16 protein-coding genes are annotated in these 19,051 nt (G+C 68.7%); 6 read left to right on the top strand and 10 right to left on the bottom strand.

All coding sequences use genetic code 11. The features are described from left to right. The 4 genes from AC3A6X_RS35530 to AC3A6X_RS35515 are packed head-to-tail and all read left to right on the top strand — an operon-like array spanning position 1 to position 2,698. Positions 1 to 615 carry a histidine phosphatase family protein gene (locus tag AC3A6X_RS35530; RefSeq protein ID WP_487846564.1) on the top strand — a complete coding sequence of 205 codons (615 nt, stop codon included), beginning with the start codon at positions 1 to 3 and terminating at the stop codon, positions 613 to 615. A gap of 43 nt (positions 616 to 658) precedes the next feature. Next, entirely contained in the window at positions 659 to 1,630 is a 972-nt protein-coding gene (locus AC3A6X_RS35525) for a DnaJ C-terminal domain-containing protein (protein WP_487846563.1), read from the top strand. 5 nt (positions 1,631 to 1,635) lie between these two features. Then, on the top strand, positions 1,636 to 1,959 hold the full coding sequence (locus AC3A6X_RS35520) for a chaperone modulator CbpM (RefSeq protein WP_487846562.1): 324 nt from the start codon (positions 1,636 to 1,638) through the stop codon (positions 1,957 to 1,959). Position 1,960: 1 nt separating this feature from the next. Continuing rightward, on the top strand, positions 1,961 to 2,698 hold the full coding sequence (locus AC3A6X_RS35515; RefSeq protein WP_487846561.1) for a zinc ribbon domain-containing protein: 738 nt from the start codon (positions 1,961 to 1,963) through the stop codon (positions 2,696 to 2,698). 2 nt (positions 2,699 to 2,700) lie between these two features. Here the strand turns inward: AC3A6X_RS35515 and AC3A6X_RS35510 are convergent, their stop codons facing one another. From AC3A6X_RS35510 to metE, 3 genes are all read right to left on the bottom strand, one after another. Then, positions 2,701 to 4,428: a dipeptidase gene (locus AC3A6X_RS35510; RefSeq protein ID WP_487846560.1), complete on the bottom strand. Its 1,728-nt coding sequence runs from the start codon at positions 4,426 to 4,428 to the stop codon at positions 2,701 to 2,703. A 132-nt stretch (positions 4,429 to 4,560) separates the two neighbouring features. Next, entirely contained in the window at positions 4,561 to 5,208 is a 648-nt protein-coding gene (locus AC3A6X_RS35505; protein WP_487846559.1) for a TetR/AcrR family transcriptional regulator, read from the bottom strand. Between the two features lie 181 nt (positions 5,209 to 5,389). After that, positions 5,390 to 7,711 carry a 5-methyltetrahydropteroyltriglutamate--homocysteine S-methyltransferase gene (gene metE, locus AC3A6X_RS35500; RefSeq protein ID WP_487846558.1) on the bottom strand — a complete coding sequence of 774 codons (2,322 nt, stop codon included), beginning with the start codon at positions 7,709 to 7,711 and terminating at the stop codon, positions 5,390 to 5,392. A gap of 70 nt (positions 7,712 to 7,781) precedes the next feature. Here metE and AC3A6X_RS35495 point away from each other — a divergent pair, with 70 nt between their 5' ends. Beyond that, positions 7,782 to 8,708, top strand: coding sequence for a LysR family transcriptional regulator (locus tag AC3A6X_RS35495; protein WP_487846557.1), 927 nt, complete (start codon positions 7,782 to 7,784; stop codon positions 8,706 to 8,708). A 6-nt stretch (positions 8,709 to 8,714) separates the two neighbouring features. Here the strand turns inward: AC3A6X_RS35495 and AC3A6X_RS35490 are convergent, their stop codons facing one another. From AC3A6X_RS35490 to AC3A6X_RS35470, 5 genes are all read right to left on the bottom strand, one after another. Next, positions 8,715 to 10,580 (bottom strand): ATP-dependent metallopeptidase FtsH/Yme1/Tma family protein, encoded by a 1,866-nt coding sequence (locus tag AC3A6X_RS35490; protein WP_487846556.1) that lies wholly within the window; start codon positions 10,578 to 10,580, stop codon positions 8,715 to 8,717. 112 nt (positions 10,581 to 10,692) lie between these two features. Further along, entirely contained in the window at positions 10,693 to 11,589 is an 897-nt protein-coding gene (gene mmsB / locus AC3A6X_RS35485; protein ID WP_487846555.1) for a 3-hydroxyisobutyrate dehydrogenase, read from the bottom strand. A 43-nt stretch (positions 11,590 to 11,632) separates the two neighbouring features. Then, positions 11,633 to 12,748, bottom strand: coding sequence for an enoyl-CoA hydratase/isomerase family protein (locus AC3A6X_RS35480; protein ID WP_487846554.1), 1,116 nt, complete (start codon positions 12,746 to 12,748; stop codon positions 11,633 to 11,635). A 25-nt stretch (positions 12,749 to 12,773) separates the two neighbouring features. Beyond that, positions 12,774 to 13,928, bottom strand: coding sequence for an acyl-CoA dehydrogenase family protein (locus AC3A6X_RS35475; protein WP_487846553.1), 1,155 nt, complete (start codon positions 13,926 to 13,928; stop codon positions 12,774 to 12,776). A gap of 10 nt (positions 13,929 to 13,938) precedes the next feature. Then, entirely contained in the window at positions 13,939 to 15,459 is a 1,521-nt protein-coding gene (locus tag AC3A6X_RS35470; RefSeq protein ID WP_309969449.1) for a CoA-acylating methylmalonate-semialdehyde dehydrogenase, read from the bottom strand. 102 nt (positions 15,460 to 15,561) lie between these two features. On the opposite strand from AC3A6X_RS35470, the gene AC3A6X_RS35465 reads away from it, so the two are divergent. Then, positions 15,562 to 16,455, top strand: a complete 894-nt coding sequence (locus AC3A6X_RS35465) for a LysR family transcriptional regulator (RefSeq protein ID WP_487846552.1) — start codon at positions 15,562 to 15,564, stop codon at positions 16,453 to 16,455. A gap of 18 nt (positions 16,456 to 16,473) precedes the next feature. On the opposite strand, the gene AC3A6X_RS35460 is transcribed toward AC3A6X_RS35465, so the two are convergent. Both AC3A6X_RS35460 and AC3A6X_RS35455 read right to left on the bottom strand, forming a co-directional pair. Beyond that, the gene (locus AC3A6X_RS35460) at positions 16,474 to 17,526 is read right to left on the bottom strand and encodes a helix-turn-helix transcriptional regulator (RefSeq protein WP_487846551.1); all 1,053 of its coding nucleotides are present in this window, start codon (positions 17,524 to 17,526) and stop codon (positions 16,474 to 16,476) included. A 226-nt stretch (positions 17,527 to 17,752) separates the two neighbouring features. Beyond that, positions 17,753 to 18,940 carry a winged helix-turn-helix domain-containing protein gene (locus AC3A6X_RS35455; protein ID WP_487846550.1) on the bottom strand — a complete coding sequence of 396 codons (1,188 nt, stop codon included), beginning with the start codon at positions 18,938 to 18,940 and terminating at the stop codon, positions 17,753 to 17,755. Positions 18,941 to 19,051 lie beyond the last annotated feature (111 nt).

Raw genomic sequence — 19,051 nt, 5'->3', positions numbered from 1 at the left:
ATGCAAGACGGCCTTGCCCGACTGATCGACCTGGCCGCGGCCGTGCCCCTGGCGCCGGCCTGCGACCACTTCTACTTCTTGCGCCATGGCCAGACCGCGGGCAATGCGCAGCGCATCTTCCAGGCGGTCGACGCGCCGCTGAGCGAGCTCGGCCTGGCGCAGGCGACGCGGGCCGCCGAGCGGCTGGCGGGCGAGCCGATCCGCAGCGTGGTCTGCAGCGACGCCCGGCGCGCCTTCGACACGGCCCATGCGGTCGCCGCCGGCCTGGGCATGGCGCCTTTGCATTTCGAGGGCCTGCGCGAGCGCAACTTCGGCGCGCTGATCGGCACCTCCTCCGCCGAGCTGGACTGGGCTTGCGAGCCCGAAGGCGGCGAAACCCTGCCCCAGTTCGTCGCGCGCAAGCGCGCTGCGCTGGAGGCGGCGCTGGCGCACCCGGCGCCGGTGCTGATCGTCGCCCACGGCGGCTCGCTCTTCGTATTGGCGGCGGCGCTGGGCGTGCCGCTGGATCTTGGCGTGCTCGGCAACGCACAGCCCTTGCGCTTCGAGCGAAGCGGTCCTACATGGGCGGTGAAGCCGCTCCTGCACCATTCGGGGGGTGGAGCGGCCGTGGCCTGACGCCTGCCCTGGGCGGCTCCACGAAGCCACCCCTCACTGAAACATGGACTTCAAGGACTACTACCAGGCACTCGGCGTTGAGCGCAACGCGTCGGACGAGGACATCCGCAAGGCCTACCGCAAGCTCGCGCGCAAGTACCACCCGGACGTCAGCAAGGAGCCTGACGCCGACCAGCGCATGCGCGAGATCAACGAGGCCAACGACGTGCTGCGCGACAAGGAAAAGCGCACCGCCTACGACGCGCTGGCCGACCAGGTCGCGCAGGGCCGCTACGCGGGCGCGCGCCCCGGCGAGGGCTTCCAGCCGCCGCCGGGCTGGGACGAGGGCTTCGAGTTCCACCGCCGGCCGGGCCAGGGGCCGGCGGACCATGCCGAGTTCAGCGAATTCTTCTCCTCGCTCTTCGGCGCCGCCGAGCGCCGCAGCGCCGAGCGCCGCCAGTACCGGGCGCGCGGCGAGGACCACCACGCCGCCATCGAGATCGCGCTGGAAGACGCCTTGAAGGGCGCCGAGCGCGAGATCACCCTGCGCTCGCAGGAGCTCGACGAGCAAGGCCGGCCCCAGTGGAAGACCCGAACGCTCAGCGTGAAGATCCCGCCCGGCGTGCATCCGGGCCAGTACATCCGCCTCGCCGGCCAAGGCATGCCGGGCCACGGCGGCGAGCCGGCGGGCGACCTGTATCTGGAGGTGCGCATCGCGCCGCATAAGCTCTATCGCATCGAGGGCCGCGACCTCTACATGACGCTGCCGGTCACGCCGACCGAAGCGGCGCTGGGCGCGCAGGTGAAGGTGCCCACGCCCAGCGGCGGCGTGGTCGAGGTGACGGTGCCGCGCGGCGCGCGCAGCGGTCTCAAGCTGCGGCTCAAGGAGCGCGGCCTGCCGGGCCAGGCGCCGGGCCACCTCTACCTGCTGCTGGAGATCGCGCTGCCCCCGGCCGATACCGAGGCCGCGCGCAAGGCCTACGAGCAGCTGGCGCAGGCCGCTCCTTATGATCCGCGCCACCATCTGGGAGTGTGAACGACATGGCCAATCCCTCCTTCGACACCACCACGCTGGGCGCCGCCCATCCGCTGCGCGCCGGGGAGCTCGCGCATGCCTGCGGCGCCGAAATCGACTGGGTCGTGCAGCTGGTCGAGGTCGGCATCGTCGAGGTGCGCAGCCCGGCCGAGCGGCCGGACGACTGGTGCTTCCACAGCGCCGACCTGCAGTGCGCGCTCGATGCCCGCCGGCTCGAACGCGACTTCGGCGTCGGGCTCGACGCGGCGGCGCTGATCCTCGACCTCCAGCACGAAGTGCGGCGGCTCAAGGCCCTGCTGATTGCGCGGGGGCTGGCCCGGGAGATCTGACATGCATGTGGTCTGCGACCAGTGCGGGACTGAGAACCGCGAGAGCGCGAAGTTCTGCAGGGGCTGCGCGGCCAAGCTGCCCGCCTTTACCGCCACCGGTCCGTCCGCGCTCCAGAGCATGAAGGCGATGAAGACCGCGCCGCATGCGCCGCCGCCGCCCGATGCTCCGATACCCGGCATGCTGCCGATCGAAACGCGCGCCTTCTGGATCCGCTTCGCGCTGCTGTCATTGCTGATCACCACCGCCTTCGTCAGCTGGTATGCCTATGTGACGCGCAAGGTGCCGCCGAATCCGGCGCCCGGGCCGCCCGCCGTCGTCGCCGCCGCATCGCCACCAGCAGCACGAGTGCGTGCAGCCACGCCTCCCCTGGCGCCCCTCGACCACGAGAAGCTCCCGCCTGCCGACCCCGTGCGCCCCGCGGAGGCGCTGGACCCGACCGAGAGCTTCGTCGTCCCCGGCCCGGCGCAGCAGCGCGAACCGGTGCAGGTGGCACCGCCACCGCGCCGCGACAATGACGCGCGGGCAGTGCGGACGGAAGAGTCGCGCAAGATCGTCGCCCGCCCGAGCGCGAACGACCCGCGCCCCGGCTGCGCGCACCTCAACTTCATCGCGGCGGCGCGTTGCGAAGCGGCGCAATGCGCCAAGGCGCAGTACGCCCGGCACCCGCACTGCAGCGCGGTGCGCGAGCAGACGCGGCGCGACGTGGCGCGGCGCAATCCGCTGCAGCTCGGGTATTAGGCTTACTGCATCGACTTCAGATTGCCGACGCGCACCAGCATCTCGGTGAACATCTGCATGTCGGCATCCAGGTCGGCGACTTCCTTGAACTCCTTGGCGTTGTGCGCGGTGTACTTCTTGCCGGGCATGGCCGGGCCGAAGTTGATGGCGTTGGGCATGAGCTTGGCGGTGGTGCTGCCGGCGGTGGGCACGGGCTTGGCTTCCAGGCCCGTGGTGTCGCCGAAGATGTTGAGCAGCGTGGAGAGCCACGCCCCCTTGGGGTCGCGCGCCATCCAGTCGCCCTGCTGGTAGTCGACTTCGACCTTGGCCTGCTTCGCGGCCGCCCAGGCGTCGACCTTCTCGCTGATGGCGCGGGTCAGCTGCTCGGGCGTGCGGCCGCGCGGCATGCGCACGTTGGCCGTGACTTCGAGCTTGCCGTCCTTCTCGCGGATCAGATTGGGCGACATCGTGAGCGGCCCCATGAAGTCGTCCTTGTAGGCCACGCCCATCTTCTCGCCGAGGTAGTCGGTGCCGTAGAGCGTGACCAGATAGTCGATGGCCTTCGCATAGTGGTTGTCGGCCAGCACCACGCCGGACTCGCGCAGGAACAGCGCCAGGCGCGGCAGCGGATTGACGCCCTCTTCCGGCCGCGAGCCATGGGCCGAGACGCCCGTGACCTTGATGTCCACGCTGTCGGCGCCCTTGGCGATGTCGATGCCGAACTTGCCGCCCTGGCCTTCGTATTTCTGGACGAAAGCGGCCTTGGCGGCTTCCAGCCGGTCCGCCGCCTGGGCCAGGTCGCCGCCCTTGAGCGTGGCGGTCGCGGTCTGCGGCACGGCATTGGCCGCGGCCGAGCCCGCCATCGCGGTGATCGCCGTGCGCTGGCCGTCCGGAGCCTGCACCGGGAACAAGACCTTGAGCCCGCCCGAGCCCTTCTCGGCCACCACCGCGGGGTACTTGCTGTCGAGCACAATGTTGTAGTCGGGCAGCGGGGTCTTTTCGCGGTAGTACTTCATCGCGTCGCCGCCGGTTTCCTCGGTGGTCTCGATCATCAGGCGGATGCTGCGGTCCAGCGGCAGGCCGCTTTCCTTGACCGCTTTCATCGCGTAGAGCACGGCGGCGATGGAGCCCTTGTCGTCGATGGTGCCGCGGCCGTAGAGCTTGTCGTCCACGCGCGTCATCTTGAACGGATCGAGGCGCGTGCCGTCGTCCAGCACCCACTCCTCCAGCACCGCGGGCACCACGTCGGCATGGGTGAGGATGCCGAATTCCTGGCTGCCGCTGCCCGGCAGCTTGACCTCGAAGATGCGGTTGTCGACGTTGCGGTACTGGAGGCCGAAGTCCTTCGCCATCTTCTCGACCAGCTGGCCGAATTCGATGATGGCCTTGTTCTCGTGCGGCGGCACCTTGTCCATGCGCACGGTGGGCATCGCCACCATGGACTCGATGCTCGCGATCACGGCCTTCTGGTTGTGAAGGCGGTTGTAGAGGCCGAGCAGGCGGGCGATGTTGGTGAGTTCATCGCCCTGGAGCGGCAACTTCTTCTCGTAGGCCGCGACGGCGGGCTTGAGGCGCGGATCGGCCTTGGCGGCCTGCGCGAGGAAGGCGCGGAAGCTGGGCGCCGGCCTGGCCTGCTGGGCCGCGGCGAGCCGGTCGAGCTCGGGCTTCTTGAGGGTTTCGGCCGAAGCCGGCAGGCTCAATGCAAGGGCCAGGCCGAGCGAGAGGACGGACAGGGAAAGAGAAGACTTCATGGAGGGCTCCCGGTGGCGGGGATCGATTCGCTGCAAAGGCGACGAGTCTACGCAGACACGCGCACCAGCCGCGCCGCGTGCCCAGGAAAAAGGCCGCCATGACGAGCGGCCTGTCTCTGATCTTCCGAGCTGCTACTCGGCGTGCACGGCCACGCCGAACAGCGTGTCGATCGCGGTCCGCGCGTCCGCGCGCAGCGCCTCCACCGCCTCCTCGTCGCCCGACAGGTGGCGCAGCAGGTACTGCTGGAACAGCCCGTCGAACAAGGCATAGAGCACCGAGGGCGCCAGCGCCAGCGGCGCCTCGGCCAGCTCCGAGAAGCGGTTCATGATCCGCAGGACCATGTTCTCCAGGCTCTTGTCGATGGCCGCGACATCGGCGCGGAAGGCCTCCTCGAACAGCGCCTGCGCGCGCAGGTCGTACCACAGCCGGTGCATGTGGGCCTCGTCGCGCAGGGTGTCGCCCAGGGCGCGCAGGAAGCCTTCCATCATCTCGTCGTAGCTCGCCGCATCGGCCGTGACGCGGTCGTAGCGGGTGACGCAGCGCGCCTTGTACTGGCGCACGCTGCACACGATCAGGTCGACCTTGTCGCTGAAGTAGTAGTGCAGCACGCCATGCGAGAACACCGAGTTCTGCGCGATCTCGCGCAGGCTGGTGCGCGCGTAGCCCAAGGTCGCCAGGGTCTGCAACGCCGCCTCGCCGAGCTCGGCGCGGCGCTCGGCGAACTTGTCGACGCGTGTGCGCGGAACGCGATGCGTCTGCTTTTCCCGCTGTGAAGTCATGACTGACGATGGTGGGACCATTGTCCGGAACCAAAAAGGATAGCACGCTGACCTCTGCGACGGCTGACCAGCGCTGCGCACGGTCTATCGCCGCCTCGAAGCCTTGCTCCGCGGCCGCGTCGCTACGACCGCGCCGCGGTTTCGCTCAGCCGGCATGACGCTGCTGGACTGACTCACTTTCTCAGGATGGCTGCGCCAGCTCCTGCCGCAACAGCTTCGCCGCCGACACCATGTTCACCAGCGCCGCCTCGGTCTCGGCCCATCCGCGGGTCTTCAACCCGCAGTCCGGGTTGACCCACAGCTTCGACGGCGGCACCACCGCCGCAGCCTTGCGCATGAGGCGCACCATCTCCTCGACCGCCGGCACGCGCGGCGAGTGGATGTCGTAGACGCCGGGGCCGATCTCGTTGGGGTACTCGAAGTCGCCGAAGCCGCGCAGCAGCTCCATGTCGGAACGGCTGGTCTCGATGGTGATCACGTCGGCATCCATGGCCGCGATCTCGGGCAGGATGTCGTTGAACTCCGAATAGCACATGTGGGTGTGGATCTGCGTGCGGTCGCCCACGCCCGAGGCGCTGATGCGAAAGGCACGGGTGGCGCCCTCCAGGTAGGCCTTCCAGCCGGCACGGCGCAGCGGCAGGCCCTCGCGGATGGCCGGCTCGTCGATCTGGACGATGCCGATGCCGGCGCGCTCCAGGTCGACCACCTCGTCGCGGATCGCCCACGCGATCTGCTCGGTGGTGACGCTGCGCGGCTGGTCGTCGCGCACGAAGGACCACTGGAGGATGGTGACGGGGCCGGTCAGCATGCCCTTCATCGGCCGCGGCGTGAGGCTTTGCGCATAGGCGCTCCACTCGACCGTCATCGGCGCCGGGCGCGCGACGTCGCCGAAGATGATGGGCGGCTTGACGCAGCGCGAGCCGTAGGACTGCACCCAGCCGTTGGCGGTGAAGGCGAAGCCGTCCAGCTGCTCGCCGAAGTACTCGACCATGTCGTTGCGCTCGGCCTCGCCGTGTACCAGCACATCGATGTCGAGCGCTTCCTGCTTGCGCACCGCCAGCGCGATCTCGGCGCGCATCTTCTCGCGGTAGCCTGCGGCGTCGAGCTCGCCGCGCTTGAAGGCGGCGCGCGCGGCGCGGATCTGCGCCGTCTGCGGGAAGGAGCCGATGGTGGTCGTGGGCAGCGGCGGCAGCGCGAAGCGAACCCGCTGCACGGCCTGGCGCTCGGCGAAGGGCGAGGCGCGGCGATCGTCGCCGGCCACGCGGCGCGCGAGGCGCAAGGCCACCTCCGCGCGATGCACGCGCGGACTGGCGCGGCGCGCTGCAACTGCGGCACGGGCGGATGCGAGCGCCTCTGCGACGCCCTCCTCCTCGCCGTCGAGCACGGCGCGCAGCACGCGCAGCTCGCCCAGCTTCTCGACCGCGAAGGCCAGCCAGGACTTCAGCTCGGCATCGAGCTGCTTCTCCGCCGCCAGGCTGAACGGCACATGCAGCAGCGAGCAAGAAGGCGCGATCCACAGCTCGCCCCGGTGCTTGGCGGCGACCGGCCGCAGGCGCGCGAGCGCGGCGTCGGGGTCGGTGCGCCAGATGTTGCGGCCATCGACGATGCCGACCGACAGCACCTTGTGCGCCGGCAGCCAGTCGGCCACGCCGGTGAGCTCGTCGGGCGCGCGCACCGCATCGACGTGCAGGCCGGCCACCGGCAGCTGGCAGGCCAGGCGCAGGTTGTCCGCGAGCGGCGAGAAATACGTGGACAGCAGCAGCTTCGGCGCGTTGCGTGCAAGCTGCCAGTAGACGCGCTCGAAGGCATGGCGCCAGGGTTCAGGCAGGTCCAGGCCCAGGATGGGCTCGTCGATCTGCACCCATTCGACGCCCTGCGCCTTCAGGCGCGCCAGCACCTGCTCGTAGACTGGCAGCAGGGATTCGAGCAGGCCGAAGCGGTCGAAGCCGGCCTGCTTCTCCTTGCCCAGCCAGAGAAAGCTCAACGGCCCGAGCAGCACGGCCTTGACCGCGTGGCCGGCCTTCTGCGCCTCGGCCACCTCGTCGAAAAGCCGGACCGACGCCAGGCCGAAGTGCGTATGCGGCGAGAACTCCGGCACCAGGTAGTGGTAGTTGGTGTCGAACCACTTGGTCATCTCCAGCGCGAAGCGGCCGTGCTCGCCGTGGGCGCAGCCGGCGTGGTCATGTACCTCGGCCGCGACGCCGCGCGCCATCGTGAAGTAGCGCGAGAGCTCGGGCTCGTCGCCCCTGAAGTCGAAGCGCGCCGGCTCGCAGCCCAGCAGCTGGATGTGGTTGGCCACGTGGTCGTAGAAAGCGAAGTCTCCCACGGTCACGAAGTCCAGGCCGGCGTCGCGCTGGGCCTGCCAGTGGCGTCGGCGCAGCTCGCGGCCGGCCGCTTCGAGGGCCTCGCGGTCGATCTCGCCGCGCCAGTGTTGTTCGAGGGCGAACTTGAGTTCGCGCTGCGCGCCCATGCGCGGGAAGCCGAGGGTGTGGATGCGTGTCATCCCCCGATGGTCGGGCTTACTGCCCTATGATTCAAACGAAAGCTTTTGCCGTTCAACTTGAATTTTGTTCATGTCCCAGTCCATCCTCGAGATCCGCCACCTGCGCACCCTGGTCGCGCTGCGCGACACCGGCAGCCTGGTGCGCGCGGCGCAGCTGCTCAACCTCACGCAGTCGGCGCTGTCGCACCAGATCAAGCTGCTCGAGGAGCGCTACGAGGCGGCCCTGTTCGAGCGCAAGTCCGTACCGCCCCAGTTCAGCGGCGCCGGCCTGCGCCTGCTGCAGCTGGCCGACGCCGCGCTGCCGCTGGTCGAGGAAGCGGAGCGCGACCTGTCGCGGCTGGCGCAAGGCGGCGCCGGCCAGCTGCGCATCGTGGTCGAGTGCCACACCTGCTTCGACTGGCTGATGCCGGCCATGGACGCCTTCCGCACCCGCTGGCCCGAGATCGAGCTGGACATCGTCTCGGGCTTCCACCCGGACCCGATCGCGCTGGTGCTGCAGAAGCGCGCCGAGGTCGCCATCGTCTCCGAGCAGGATGCCGCGGAGACGGTGGACTACCACCCACTGTTCCGCTTCGAGATCATGGCGCTGGTCGCCAACGAGCATCCGCTGGCGTCCAAGCCCTATCTGACGGCGCGCCATTTCGCGGACCAGACGCTGATCACCTACCCCGTGCCAGACGAGATGCTCGACATCGTGCGCCAGGTGCTGGCACCGGCCGGCGTCGAGCCCGCGCAGCGGCGCACCACCGAGCTCACGGTCGCGATGCTGCAGCTGGTCGCCAGCGGCCGCGGCATCGCGGCCCTGCCGCTGTGGGCGGTGCAGAACTACCTGGACCGCGGCTACGTCACGGCCCGGCCGGTGGGCAAGAAGGGACTCACGGGCGAGCTGCACATGGCCTGCACCGCATCGACCTCGGCGCGGCCCTGGCTGGAGGATTTCGTGCGGATCACGCGGGAGAGCTGCTTCAAGAGCCTGCCGGGGATCGAGCTGCTGTAAACGCCCTCAGGCGACCAGCGCCACCGGCGCGCGCTGCCCGACCAGCTCCAGCACCCGCTCGCCCGACACCGTCTCGTGGGCCAGCAGCTCTTCGGTCAGCGCATCCAGCGCACGGCGATGTGCGCGCATGACCTGCTGGCACTGGAGGTTCAGCGCCTCGAGCAGCTCGTTGGCCTGGCGCACCGCCACTGAGATCTGCCGCGAGGCATGCTGGGCCGGGAGCGCGCCGATGCTGAAAAGCGTGCCGTCCTGCCCGAAGCCGTAGCGCCCCACCATGTCGAGCGCCAGCTTGGACGCCTGCTGCAGGTCCTGGCTGGCCCCGCTCGACGCCTCGTCGAAGACGGCCAGCTCGGCGTTGCGCCCGCCCAGCAGCATCTGGATGTGCTTCTCCATGTCGCTCTTGAGCACCAGCGTCTGGTCTTCTTCCTGCGTGACGAGCGTGACGCCCAGCGCGCCGCCGCGCGGCAGGATGGTGACCTTCTCCACCTTGCCGTAGCCCAGCACGGCCGAGACCAGCGCATGGCCGGCCTCGTGGACGGCGATGTAGCGGCGCTCGCGCTCGCCGAGCGCGCGCTGCGCGCCGTTGAGCTCGCCGATGCGCGTGGTCTCGATGGCTTCCATCAGGTGGCCCATCGTGACGGCCAGGCTGCCCGCGCGCGCGGCCACGAGCGCCGCATGATTGACGATGTGGGCGATGGTGGCCGGCGACAGGCCGGTGGTCAGCCGCGCGAGCTGCTCGTGGTCGATCGCGCCTTCGGTGCGCAGCTTGCCCGCGTAGAGCCTGAAGATCGCAGAGCGGTCGCGCACGTCCGGCAGCTTGACGTGGACGCGGCGGTCGAAGCGGCCTTCGCGCAGCAGGGCTTCGTCGATGTGCTCCTCCAGGTTGGTCGCGCCGACCACGATCACGCCCTGGTTGGCCTCGAAACCGTCCATCTCGACCAGCAGCTGGTTGATGATGCGGTTGCTTTCCGACTCGGCCGGCCCCGCGCCCGCCGAGGTGCGCTTGGAGATGCCATCCAGCTCGTCGATGAACAGGATGCAGGGCGCATTCTTGCGTGCGGTCTCGAAGAGCTTCTTGACCTTCTGGACGCCGACGCCGTAGAACTTCGAGGTGAACTCGCTGCCGTTGGTGGCGATGAAGCGCGCGCCGCACTCGCCGGCCAGCGCCTTCGCCAGCAGGGTCTTGCCCACGCCGGGGCCGCCGAGCATGAGCACGCCGCACGGTGCGCGCGCGCCGATCGCGCGGTAGCGGCCGGGGTCCTTCAGGTAGTCGACGATGTCCTGCAGCGCGTGCTTGGCCTCGCCTGCGCCGATGACCTCGTCGAAGCCGACGCCGGTCGGCGCCTCGACCAGCTTCGCGCCGCCGCCGATCGAATCGCGCATCGTGTAGACCACGAACGCAATCAGCAGCAGGGGCAGGAAGATGCCGGCCAGGTCGCGCGCGGTGGTGAGCGTCCGGTTGTCCGCGGCAGGCGCGCCCACGGTGCTGTCCGGCAGCACGACGAGCTGGAACGGGTGCGCGCCGCCTTCCTTGGCCTGGGCGACGGCGACTGCGGCAAAGGAGCCGCGCCCGTCGACCACGAAGTAGCGCTCGCCCGCGGTGGTGGAAACGAGCAGCGCGTTGGGCGCAAGACCCACGGCGCCGACCTGGCCGGTACGCAGGTCGCGCAGCAGGTCGGAACCGTCCTTCTCGACGGCCGTCCAGGCTTCCGGCGCATGGCGCATTTCATGCGCCGGCCCGTCGAGCCGGCGAGTGGGCGAGCTGTCGTTCAGATGGAGAAACACGGCTGCGGCGGCGAGCGCAGCCAGGGCGAGAACGAGTGCGAGGGCCAGGCGGCCCTTCGAGCGAAGGAGTCGATGGAAATGCTTCATGCGGCGGTTGCGCGGGCGGGGATGCCGGATCGTAGGCAATCCCCCGCGTGCAAAGCCGCCTGGGCGCCGCAGCGCGCAGGTAACAGTCAGGGTGCGTGCAATTGTTGGCGCTTTAGCCGGCCTTCTGCACCAGCTTGATCACGCTCGAGAAATCGAGCACCCCGTGCCCCGCCAGGCTGTGCGCCGCATACAGGTTGCGCGCCAGCCCGCCCAGCGGCGTCGAAGCGCGCACGGCCGCGGCGTTCTCCTGCGCCAGGCCGAGGTCCTTGAGCATCAGGTCCGTGCCGAAGCCACCGGCATAGCCCTTGGAAGCCGGCGCGTTCTCCATCACGCCCGGCAGCGGGTTGTACTTTTCGAGCGCCCAGTTGCCGCCCGAGCTGCGGCGCATGATCTCCGACAGCACCTTGGGGTCCAGCCCGTTGGCCACGCCCAGCGCGATGGCTTCCGAGGTGCCGATCATCAGGATGCCGAGCAGCATGTTGTTGCAGATCTTGGCGGTCTGGCCCGCGCCGGCCTCGCCGGCGTGGAAGATGTTGGCGCCCATCTTCTCCAGCACCGGGCGCGCGCGCTCGAGGTCGGCCGCGGCGCCCCCGACCATGAAGGTCAGCGTGCCCGCGATCGCGCCGCCGGTGCCGCCGGAGACGGGCGCGTCGATCACCGCCACGCCCCGCTTCGCGCCGGCCTGCGCCAGCTTGCGCGAGGTCGCCGCGGCGATGGTGCTGCTGTCGATCACCAGCGTGCCGGGCGCGATGCGCTCCAGCAGCCCGGGCTGGCCCTCGCTGCCGAAGTAGAGCGACTCCACATGCTGGCTCGCGGGCAGCATGCTGATCACCACCTCGGCGCCGGCCAGCGTATCGGCCGCGGAAGCGGCGATGGGAACGCCTTCGGCAGCGAGCGTCTTGCAGGCCTCGGCCGAAAGGTCGAAGGCGCTGAGCACATGGCCGGCCTTGTGCAGGTTGAGGGCCATGGGGCCGCCCATGTGGCCCACGCCGATGAATGCGATCTTCATGCTTGTCTCCGTTCTTTCTGGTGAATGCGTATGCGGGGCAGGGTCAGGCCAGCCGGGCCAGCGCTTGCGGCATCTCGCCGCGCGGACGCAGGTGGTCCTCGACGAATTCCGGCGTGATCTCCTCGAGCGTGGCCGGGTTCCATTTCGGATTGCGATCCTTCTCGATCAGCAAAGCGCGGATGCCCTCGGCAAAGTCCTTGTGCGCGCAGAAGCCCAGCGAAGTCCAGTACTCGAGGCGGAACACTTCCGCCAGCGACATGTGCTTGACGCGCTGCCACAGCGCAAAGGACACGGCTGCAGTGCTCGGCGCGCCCTTGGCGAAGGTCTGGGCAGCGGTCTGCAGCCAGGAGTCTTCCGACTTCAGCGCACGCAGGCGCTTCGCGATGTCCAGCAGGTCGTCGCCCGCCATCAGGTCGTTGATGGTGTCGAAATGTTCGCGCACCTTCGACGGCTGCCGCTCTGCGCCCCGGCCCGCCTCGGCCAGCAGGCGCGACAGCGTGGCACGGTCGGCCGCGAGCTCGCCGCTCCAGGCTGCGGCCGCGATTCCCTCCAGCACCTGCGGCTTGCGCTCCTGCGGCACCACGAGGTCTGCCAGGCCGCAGAAGATCGCATCGGCCGCGTTGAGGGGCGCCGCGGTCAGTGCCAGGAACACTCCCACGCGCCCCGGCATGCGCCGCAGGAACCAGCTGCCGCCGACGTCGGGGTACAGGCCGATGTTGATTTCCGGCATCGCCACGCGGCTCTGCAGCGTCACGACCCGGTGCGAGGCGCCCGCCATCAGGCCCACGCCGCCGCCCATCACGATGCCGTGGCCCCAGCACAGCAGGGGTTTGGGGAAGGTGTGGATCAGGTAGTCGAGCTCGTACTCTTCGCGGAAGAAGTCCTCCGCATAGGTATTGCGCGCCGGACCGCAGGCCAGCAGCGTCTGGTAGAGCTGCCGCAGGTCGCCGCCGGCGCAGAAGGCCTTCTCGCCCGCGGCCTGGAGCAGCACGCCGGCCACGGACGGGTGCTGCGCCCATTCGCGCAGCTTCGGCGTAAGCAGGCGCACCATCGCCACCGACAGCGCGTTGAGCGAGGCAGGCGCGTTGAGGGTGGCAACGCCGAAGCGCTTGCCGCCGGCGGTCTTGATTTCTTCGAAGAGAACTACGGGATCGGTCATGGGGTGTCGAGTCAGGGAAGCAGGCTCAGCGGATGTCGCTGTCGCCCTCCAGCAGCTTGCGCGCAACGATCACGCGCATGATTTCGTTGGTGCCTTCGAGGATCTGGTGCACGCGCGCATCGCGCACCAGCCGCTCCAGCGGGAATTCGCTCAGGTAGCCGTAGCCGCCGTGCAGCTGCAGCGCATCGTTGCAGACGTTGAAGCCGGCATCGGTCGCGAAGCGTTTGGCCATCGCGCAATAGGTGCTGGCATCGGCATGGCCCGCATCGAGCTTGCTCGCCGCCAGCCGCACCATCTGGCGCGCGGCCACCAGCTCGGTCGCCATGTCGGCCAGCTTGAACTGCAGGGCCTGGAAGCTTGCGAGCGGCTTGCCGAACTGCTGGCGCTCGTGCAGGTAGCGCCGCGCGGCATCGAGCGCGCCCTGCGCCGCGCCCACCGAGCAGGTCGCGATGTTGATGCGCCCGCCGTCCAGCCCCTTCATCGCGATGCGGAAGCCCTCGCCTTCGCTGCCCAGCAGGTTTTCTGCCGGAATGCGCACGTTGTCGAAATTGATGGTGCGCGTGGGCTGGCTGTTCCAGCCCATCTTGTGCTCCTTCTTGCCGTAGCTGATGCCGGGGGCGTCAGCTGGCAGCGCGAAGGCCGAGATGCCGCCCGCGCCGCCGCCGCCGGTGCGAGCCATCAGCACCAGCACGTCGGTCGAGCCCGCGCCGGAGATGAAGGCCTTGCCGCCGTTGATGAGGTACTCGCCGCCCTTCAGCTCGGCCCGCGTCTTGAGCGAGCCGGCATCCGACCCGGCGCCCGGCTCCGTCAGGCAGTAGGACGCCAGCTTGCGCCCGCTCGTGAGATCCGCTCCCCAGCGCTCGCGCACCGCTGCCCCGCCCCAGGTGCCGAGCATCCAGGTGGCCATGTTGTGGATGGTGATGAAGGCCGTGGTCGACGGGTCGACCGCGGCCATCTCCTCGAACACCAGCGTGGCATCGAGGCGCGGCAGGGCCAGGCCCTCGATGCTCTCGGGCGCATAGAGGCCGCAGAAGCCCAGCTCGCCGGCCTTCGCGATGGCCTCCTTCGGGAAGATGCCTTCCGCATCCCACTGCGCGGCGTGCGGGGCGAATTCCGCGAGCGCGAACTCGCGCGCAGTCTGGGCGAAGGCGCGCTGCTCCTCGGAAAGTTCGAAGTCCATGCAGCCGAGATTACTTGAGGCTGATGGTGGTGTTCAGGCCATGGGCGGTGGCGTCGTCGAACCAGCGCGCCGTCACAGTCTTGGTCTGCGTGTAGAACATGATGACCTGCTTGCCATAGGGGCCGAGGTCGCCCAGCTTGGAGCCGCGCGAGCCGGTGAAGGAGAACATCGGCACCGGCACCGGGATCGGCACGTTGATGCCCACCTGGCCGACGTCGATGTCTTCCTGGAAGCGGCGCGCCGCCGCGCCCGACTGCGTGAAGATCGCGGTGCCGTTGCCGTTCGGGTTGGCGTTGATCATCTCGATCGCCTCGTCGATGCTCTCCGCGCCGGCCACGCACAGCACCGGTCCGAAGATCTCCTGGTCGTAGATGGTCATGCCGGGCTTCACGCCGGAGAAGATGGTCGGGCCGACGAAGTTGCCCTTGTCGTAGCCGGGCACCGTGGGCTTGCGGCCGTCGAGCTCCAGCGTCGCGCCGTCGGCCACGCCGCGCTCGATCAGGCCGGTGACGCGCTCGTAGGCCGCACACGACACCAGCGGGCCGACGTCCACGCCCTTGTCGATGCCGGCGCCGATCTTGAGCGTCTTGGCCTTCTCGACCAGGTCCGGAATCCACTTGCGCGCATCGCCCACCAGCACCGCGACGGACACCGCCATGCAGCGCTGCCCCGCCGCGCCGAAGCTCGCGCCGACCAGCGCGTTGAGCGACTGGTCCTTGTGCGCATCGGGCATCACGATGGCGTGGTTCTTCGCGCCCATCATGCATTGCACGCGCTTGCCGGCCAGCGTGGCGCGGTTGTAGACGTGGGTGCCGACCTTGGTGGAGCCGACGAAGGAGATCGCCTTGATGTCCTTGTGGTCGCAGATCGCGTTGACCACGGCCTCGCCGCCATGCACCACGTTCAGCACGCCCGGCGGGATGCCGGCTTCGAGGGCGAGCTCGCACAGGCGCATGGTCACCATCGGGTCCTGCTCGGAGGGCTTCAGCACGAAGGTGTTGCCGGTGACGATGGCCATCGGGAACATCCACAGCGGAATCATGGCCGGGAAGTTGAAGGGCGTGATGCCCGCGCACACGCCCAGCGGCTGCAGCAGCGTGTAGGTGTCGACGCCGCCGGCCACGTTGTTGGCCAGCTCGCCCAATTGCAGGTTGCCGATGTTCGACGCGTGCTCGACCACCTCGAGGCCGCGGAACACGTCGCCCTCGGCATCGGGCAGGGTCTTGCCCTGCTCGGCGGTGAGGATGGCGGCCAGCTCGCCCATGTGCTCGCGGATCAGCTGCTGGTACTTGAGGAAGATGCGCGCCCGGGCGCCGATGGCGGTCTTGCGCCAGGTCTTGAAGGCATCCTGGGCCGAGGCCACGGCGGCATCGACCTCGGCCTGCGTCGCGAAGGGCACGCGCGCCAGGACCTCCTGCGTGGCGGGGTTGACGATGTCGCGCCATTCGCTGGTCTTCGACTCGACGAACTTGCCGCCGATCAAGAGCTTGACGGTGGCGACCTGGGTCGCGGGCGTGGTGGTGGCATCCATGGATTTGTCTCCTGAGTAAAGGCTTCAGCGACCCATGCTAGCTTTGCACTTTTGCCATGGCAATAGACAAATACGCACCCATGATCTGCATAATTGCAACGCATGGACTGGGACAACCTGCGCTTTTTCCTGGAGCTGGCGCGCTCCGGCACGCTGGTGAGCGCGGCGCGCCGGCTGGCGGTCGATCACACGACGGTGGCGCGCCGCATCCAGGCGCTGGAGAAGGAGATCGGCAGCGCCCTCTTCGCCCGTGAGGCCGGCGGCCATCGCCTGACCGAGGCCGGCCGGCGGCTGCAGCCGCAGGTGGAGGCGATGGAGGGGGCCTTTCTCGCGGTGGAAAGCGCGGCGCCGGCCGCGCAGGCGGGCCTCTCGGGTCTGGTGCGCATCGGCGCCACCGAGGGCTTCGGCACCATGGTGCTGGCGCCCCAGCTGGCGCGCTTTGCGCAGCAGCATCCCAAGCTGGTGATCGACCTGCTGGCGATGCCGCGGCTCGTGCATCTGTCGCGGCGCGAGGCCGACATCGTGATTTCGCTGGAGCGGCCGGCGCGCGGCCCGGTGGTGGTGAGCAAGCTGACCGACTACGTGCTGCGCCTCTACGCCTCGGTCGACTACCTGGACGCCCATCCGCCCATCGCCTCGCGCGAGGACCTGCGCGGCCACACCTTCATCAGCTACGTGGACGACCTGCTCTTCAGCAAGGAATTGCAGTACCTCGACGAGCTGTACCGCCCCGACGCCTTCGCGCTGCGCAGCACCAGCATCCTGGCGCAGCACCAGGCGACTGCGGCCGGCGCCGGCATCGCGGTGCTGCCGGCTTTCCTCGCCGGGCGCGATTCGCGGTTGCGCACCGTGCTGCCCGGCGAGGCGAATTTCACGCGCACCTTCTGGATGTCGATGCCGGCGGAGAACAAGCACCTGGCGCGGATGCAGGCGGTGTGGCAGTTTCTGCGCGAGACGGCGGAGGCGCAGCGGGTGGTGTTGCTGCCAAAGGCGTAGAGCTGTTCAGGCGCTCACTCAACCGCGGCCGGCAAGGTTCTTCGCATACCAGGCCGCGGCTTCGCCTCGCGAGGACAGATCGAGCCTGTCGAGGATGCGAGCCACATGACGTTTGACGGTGTGCGGGCTCAGATCGAGTGCGCGGGCTATCAGCTTGTTGCTCTGACCTTCAGCCACCATCGCCATTACTTCGAATTCGCGCCCACTCAGCCGCGGTGGGTGGACATTGTCGCGATCCGAAGTGTCATGCATGCCATAAAGGCGGCCGAGCTCGGCCCATCTCTGCAGCATTGCAATGCCTTCGGCCGGCGCGGGCTCGCCCCACTCGGCTTTGGACAGTTCCGTCAGCGCATTCACCCCAGGTATCAATACTTGCCCGATTTCGCCGGTCGCCGATATACGCTCCACCATCGTTGCGATGGCTTCCCATGCCGCGCGGGGCGTTCCATATCTGAGCTCCGCCAGTGCGAGCCGGGTGCAAACCGTCGCGTGGAGCGTGAAGATATCCCTTTGGCGCGACGGCTCGTGCAACTTCCGCAGGAGGGTCAATGCTTCGTCGCCTCGCCCCTCGGCCAATGCAAGCTGGGCATCAAAGGTTTCAAAGTAAAGCTCGAGACTCGCTAGACGGCGCACCGGGTGCCCTTCCAGCATGGCCAAAGCTTTTCGCACGGCATCCCAGTCTTCCGCCGCGGCAGACATCCTGATGATGGTAGGAAGGAAAAGCCCGACCAGCCTGCCCCCAGGCGCGAGCGCGTGTGCATGCGCCAGGATCGCCTGGCGACTCGCCTCGAATGCATTGCGATCATCGCGAACCAGGTCGATCTGCGCTTTGTAGATCAGCAAGGGGCCACGCAGGCTATCCGGCTGACCCAGCCATCGGCTGTCTTCGAAGGTCCGCTCCAACGCCGCTTGGGCGGCAGTGACGTTGCCTTGCCACAGCAGTTGCGCCATCTCGATCAGGCTAACGGAGGCCCGCAGCGAAGGATGCTCTTCGCCCGCAACGATCTTGGCTGCCTCGGTCAGCCGACGCAACTGATCGCAAACGCCGGGCCGGCCGAGGAACAGACTCACTCGAGGCATGCAGCGGTACCAAAGGGCGGGGTCAGGGCTGGCCAACAAGCAGTCGACGATCGTGCGCAGATGCTGACCCGGGCCTTCAGCAGGACCATAGTAGCCGCTGTACCAATGTACCAATGGTCAAAAAGCGCGATTGGCAGCCTCCTGCCCTCCAGGTCTGCGGGAGAAGCCCGAATGCGCACTGACAGGTCGAGGGCTTCGTTCACATCGCCCGAAGACATCAGGCCGAGGGCCGCAAGCGCCCTGGCCCACAGCGCCTGCTTCGGTTGGCCGAGCACACCGAACTGAGCGGCAGCAACCTGCATGGCGTCCCGCTGACGATGCTGTCGGCGTCGTGCCAGGCGCACAGGCCGCGCGCGAATGCCAGGTTCGCCGACTGCTCGCGCAGGTGCACCGGAAACTGATCGATCAGGCGCTTCGCCTGCGCAATCCGGCCAAACGCCAGCGCGACGTCAACTGCGTCGACCACAGCGTGCTCGGCCGCAGCCCAGGCGCCGGCTCGCAGCAACAGCGCGACCTTGCGCGCCGGATCGGCCTCGACCTCGGCAGCACGGCGCAGGAGCAACGGCACTTCGTCCGGATAGCGCCTGCGCAATTGCTCCTCCAGAAAATCGCGAAAGAGGTCATGCAGGCGCAGTGTGAGCGTCTCGCCGTCAAGCACTGCAACGAACAACCCCCGCCTTTCGGTCTCCTCGATCAGTTCAGCAGCGCGCGGCTGCGGCTGGGCACTGAGCGCCGCGCAGCGCTCCGCGCTGAGTTCGGGCAGCACCGAGCAACGCAGCAGGAATTCGCGCAACTCATCCGGCATCCGCGTCAGAACCTCTTCGGCCAGGTATTCGAACATGTGACGGCGACTGAGCTTCTGGCTCGCCGGCCTCGACGGGACTTCGGGCTGCCTGCCGACGGCTGTGTTCAGGCTTAGGCTCAGCCCGGCGGGCCATCCTTGGGTACGTTCATGCAGACTGCGGGCGACCGCAGGATCGTCCTGGCCAGTCGCGATGCGCGACAGTTGCTCCACCTCCTGCAACGAGAAACTTAGCTCGGCGTGCCGGAACTCGGCCATTTCGCGCCGGCTGCGCAGGCGCGCCAGGGCCAGCGGCGGCTCGGTTCGGCTTGCGATGGCCAGGGTCCACTTGTCCGGCAGGCTGTGGAGCAACAGCCGGAGGAACTCGAATACCTGCACGTCCGAGATGGCATGCACGTCGTCCAGGGCAATGACGCCGCGCTCGACGGCAGTTGCGGCCAGTGCGGCGCGCAGCACCTCTACGGCTTCGCGCAGCCCTACCTTCTGGGCCGCTTGCTCTACCAGGGCCTCCGGCGCCATGCGCCAGGGCAGATCGTAGGGCTCCAGCGCCTCGACCAGGCACAGCAGCAGGCGCGGCAGGTCGTCGTCGGCATCGGCGGTCACCCACGCGACGGCGTGGTCCGGCGGCAGTGCCTGCAGCGTATGCGGTCAATGAACCGCGTCCTTGAGTCACAGGCGGAGAGCTGACAGCCTACGTTCCCACGTAAACGAACG

It is taken from the genome of Variovorax sp. Soil_C_12 (genome assembly GCF_057657375.1).
Note: the sequence above shows the minus strand (reverse complement) of the source record. Positions and strands in the feature narration are given on the sequence as shown.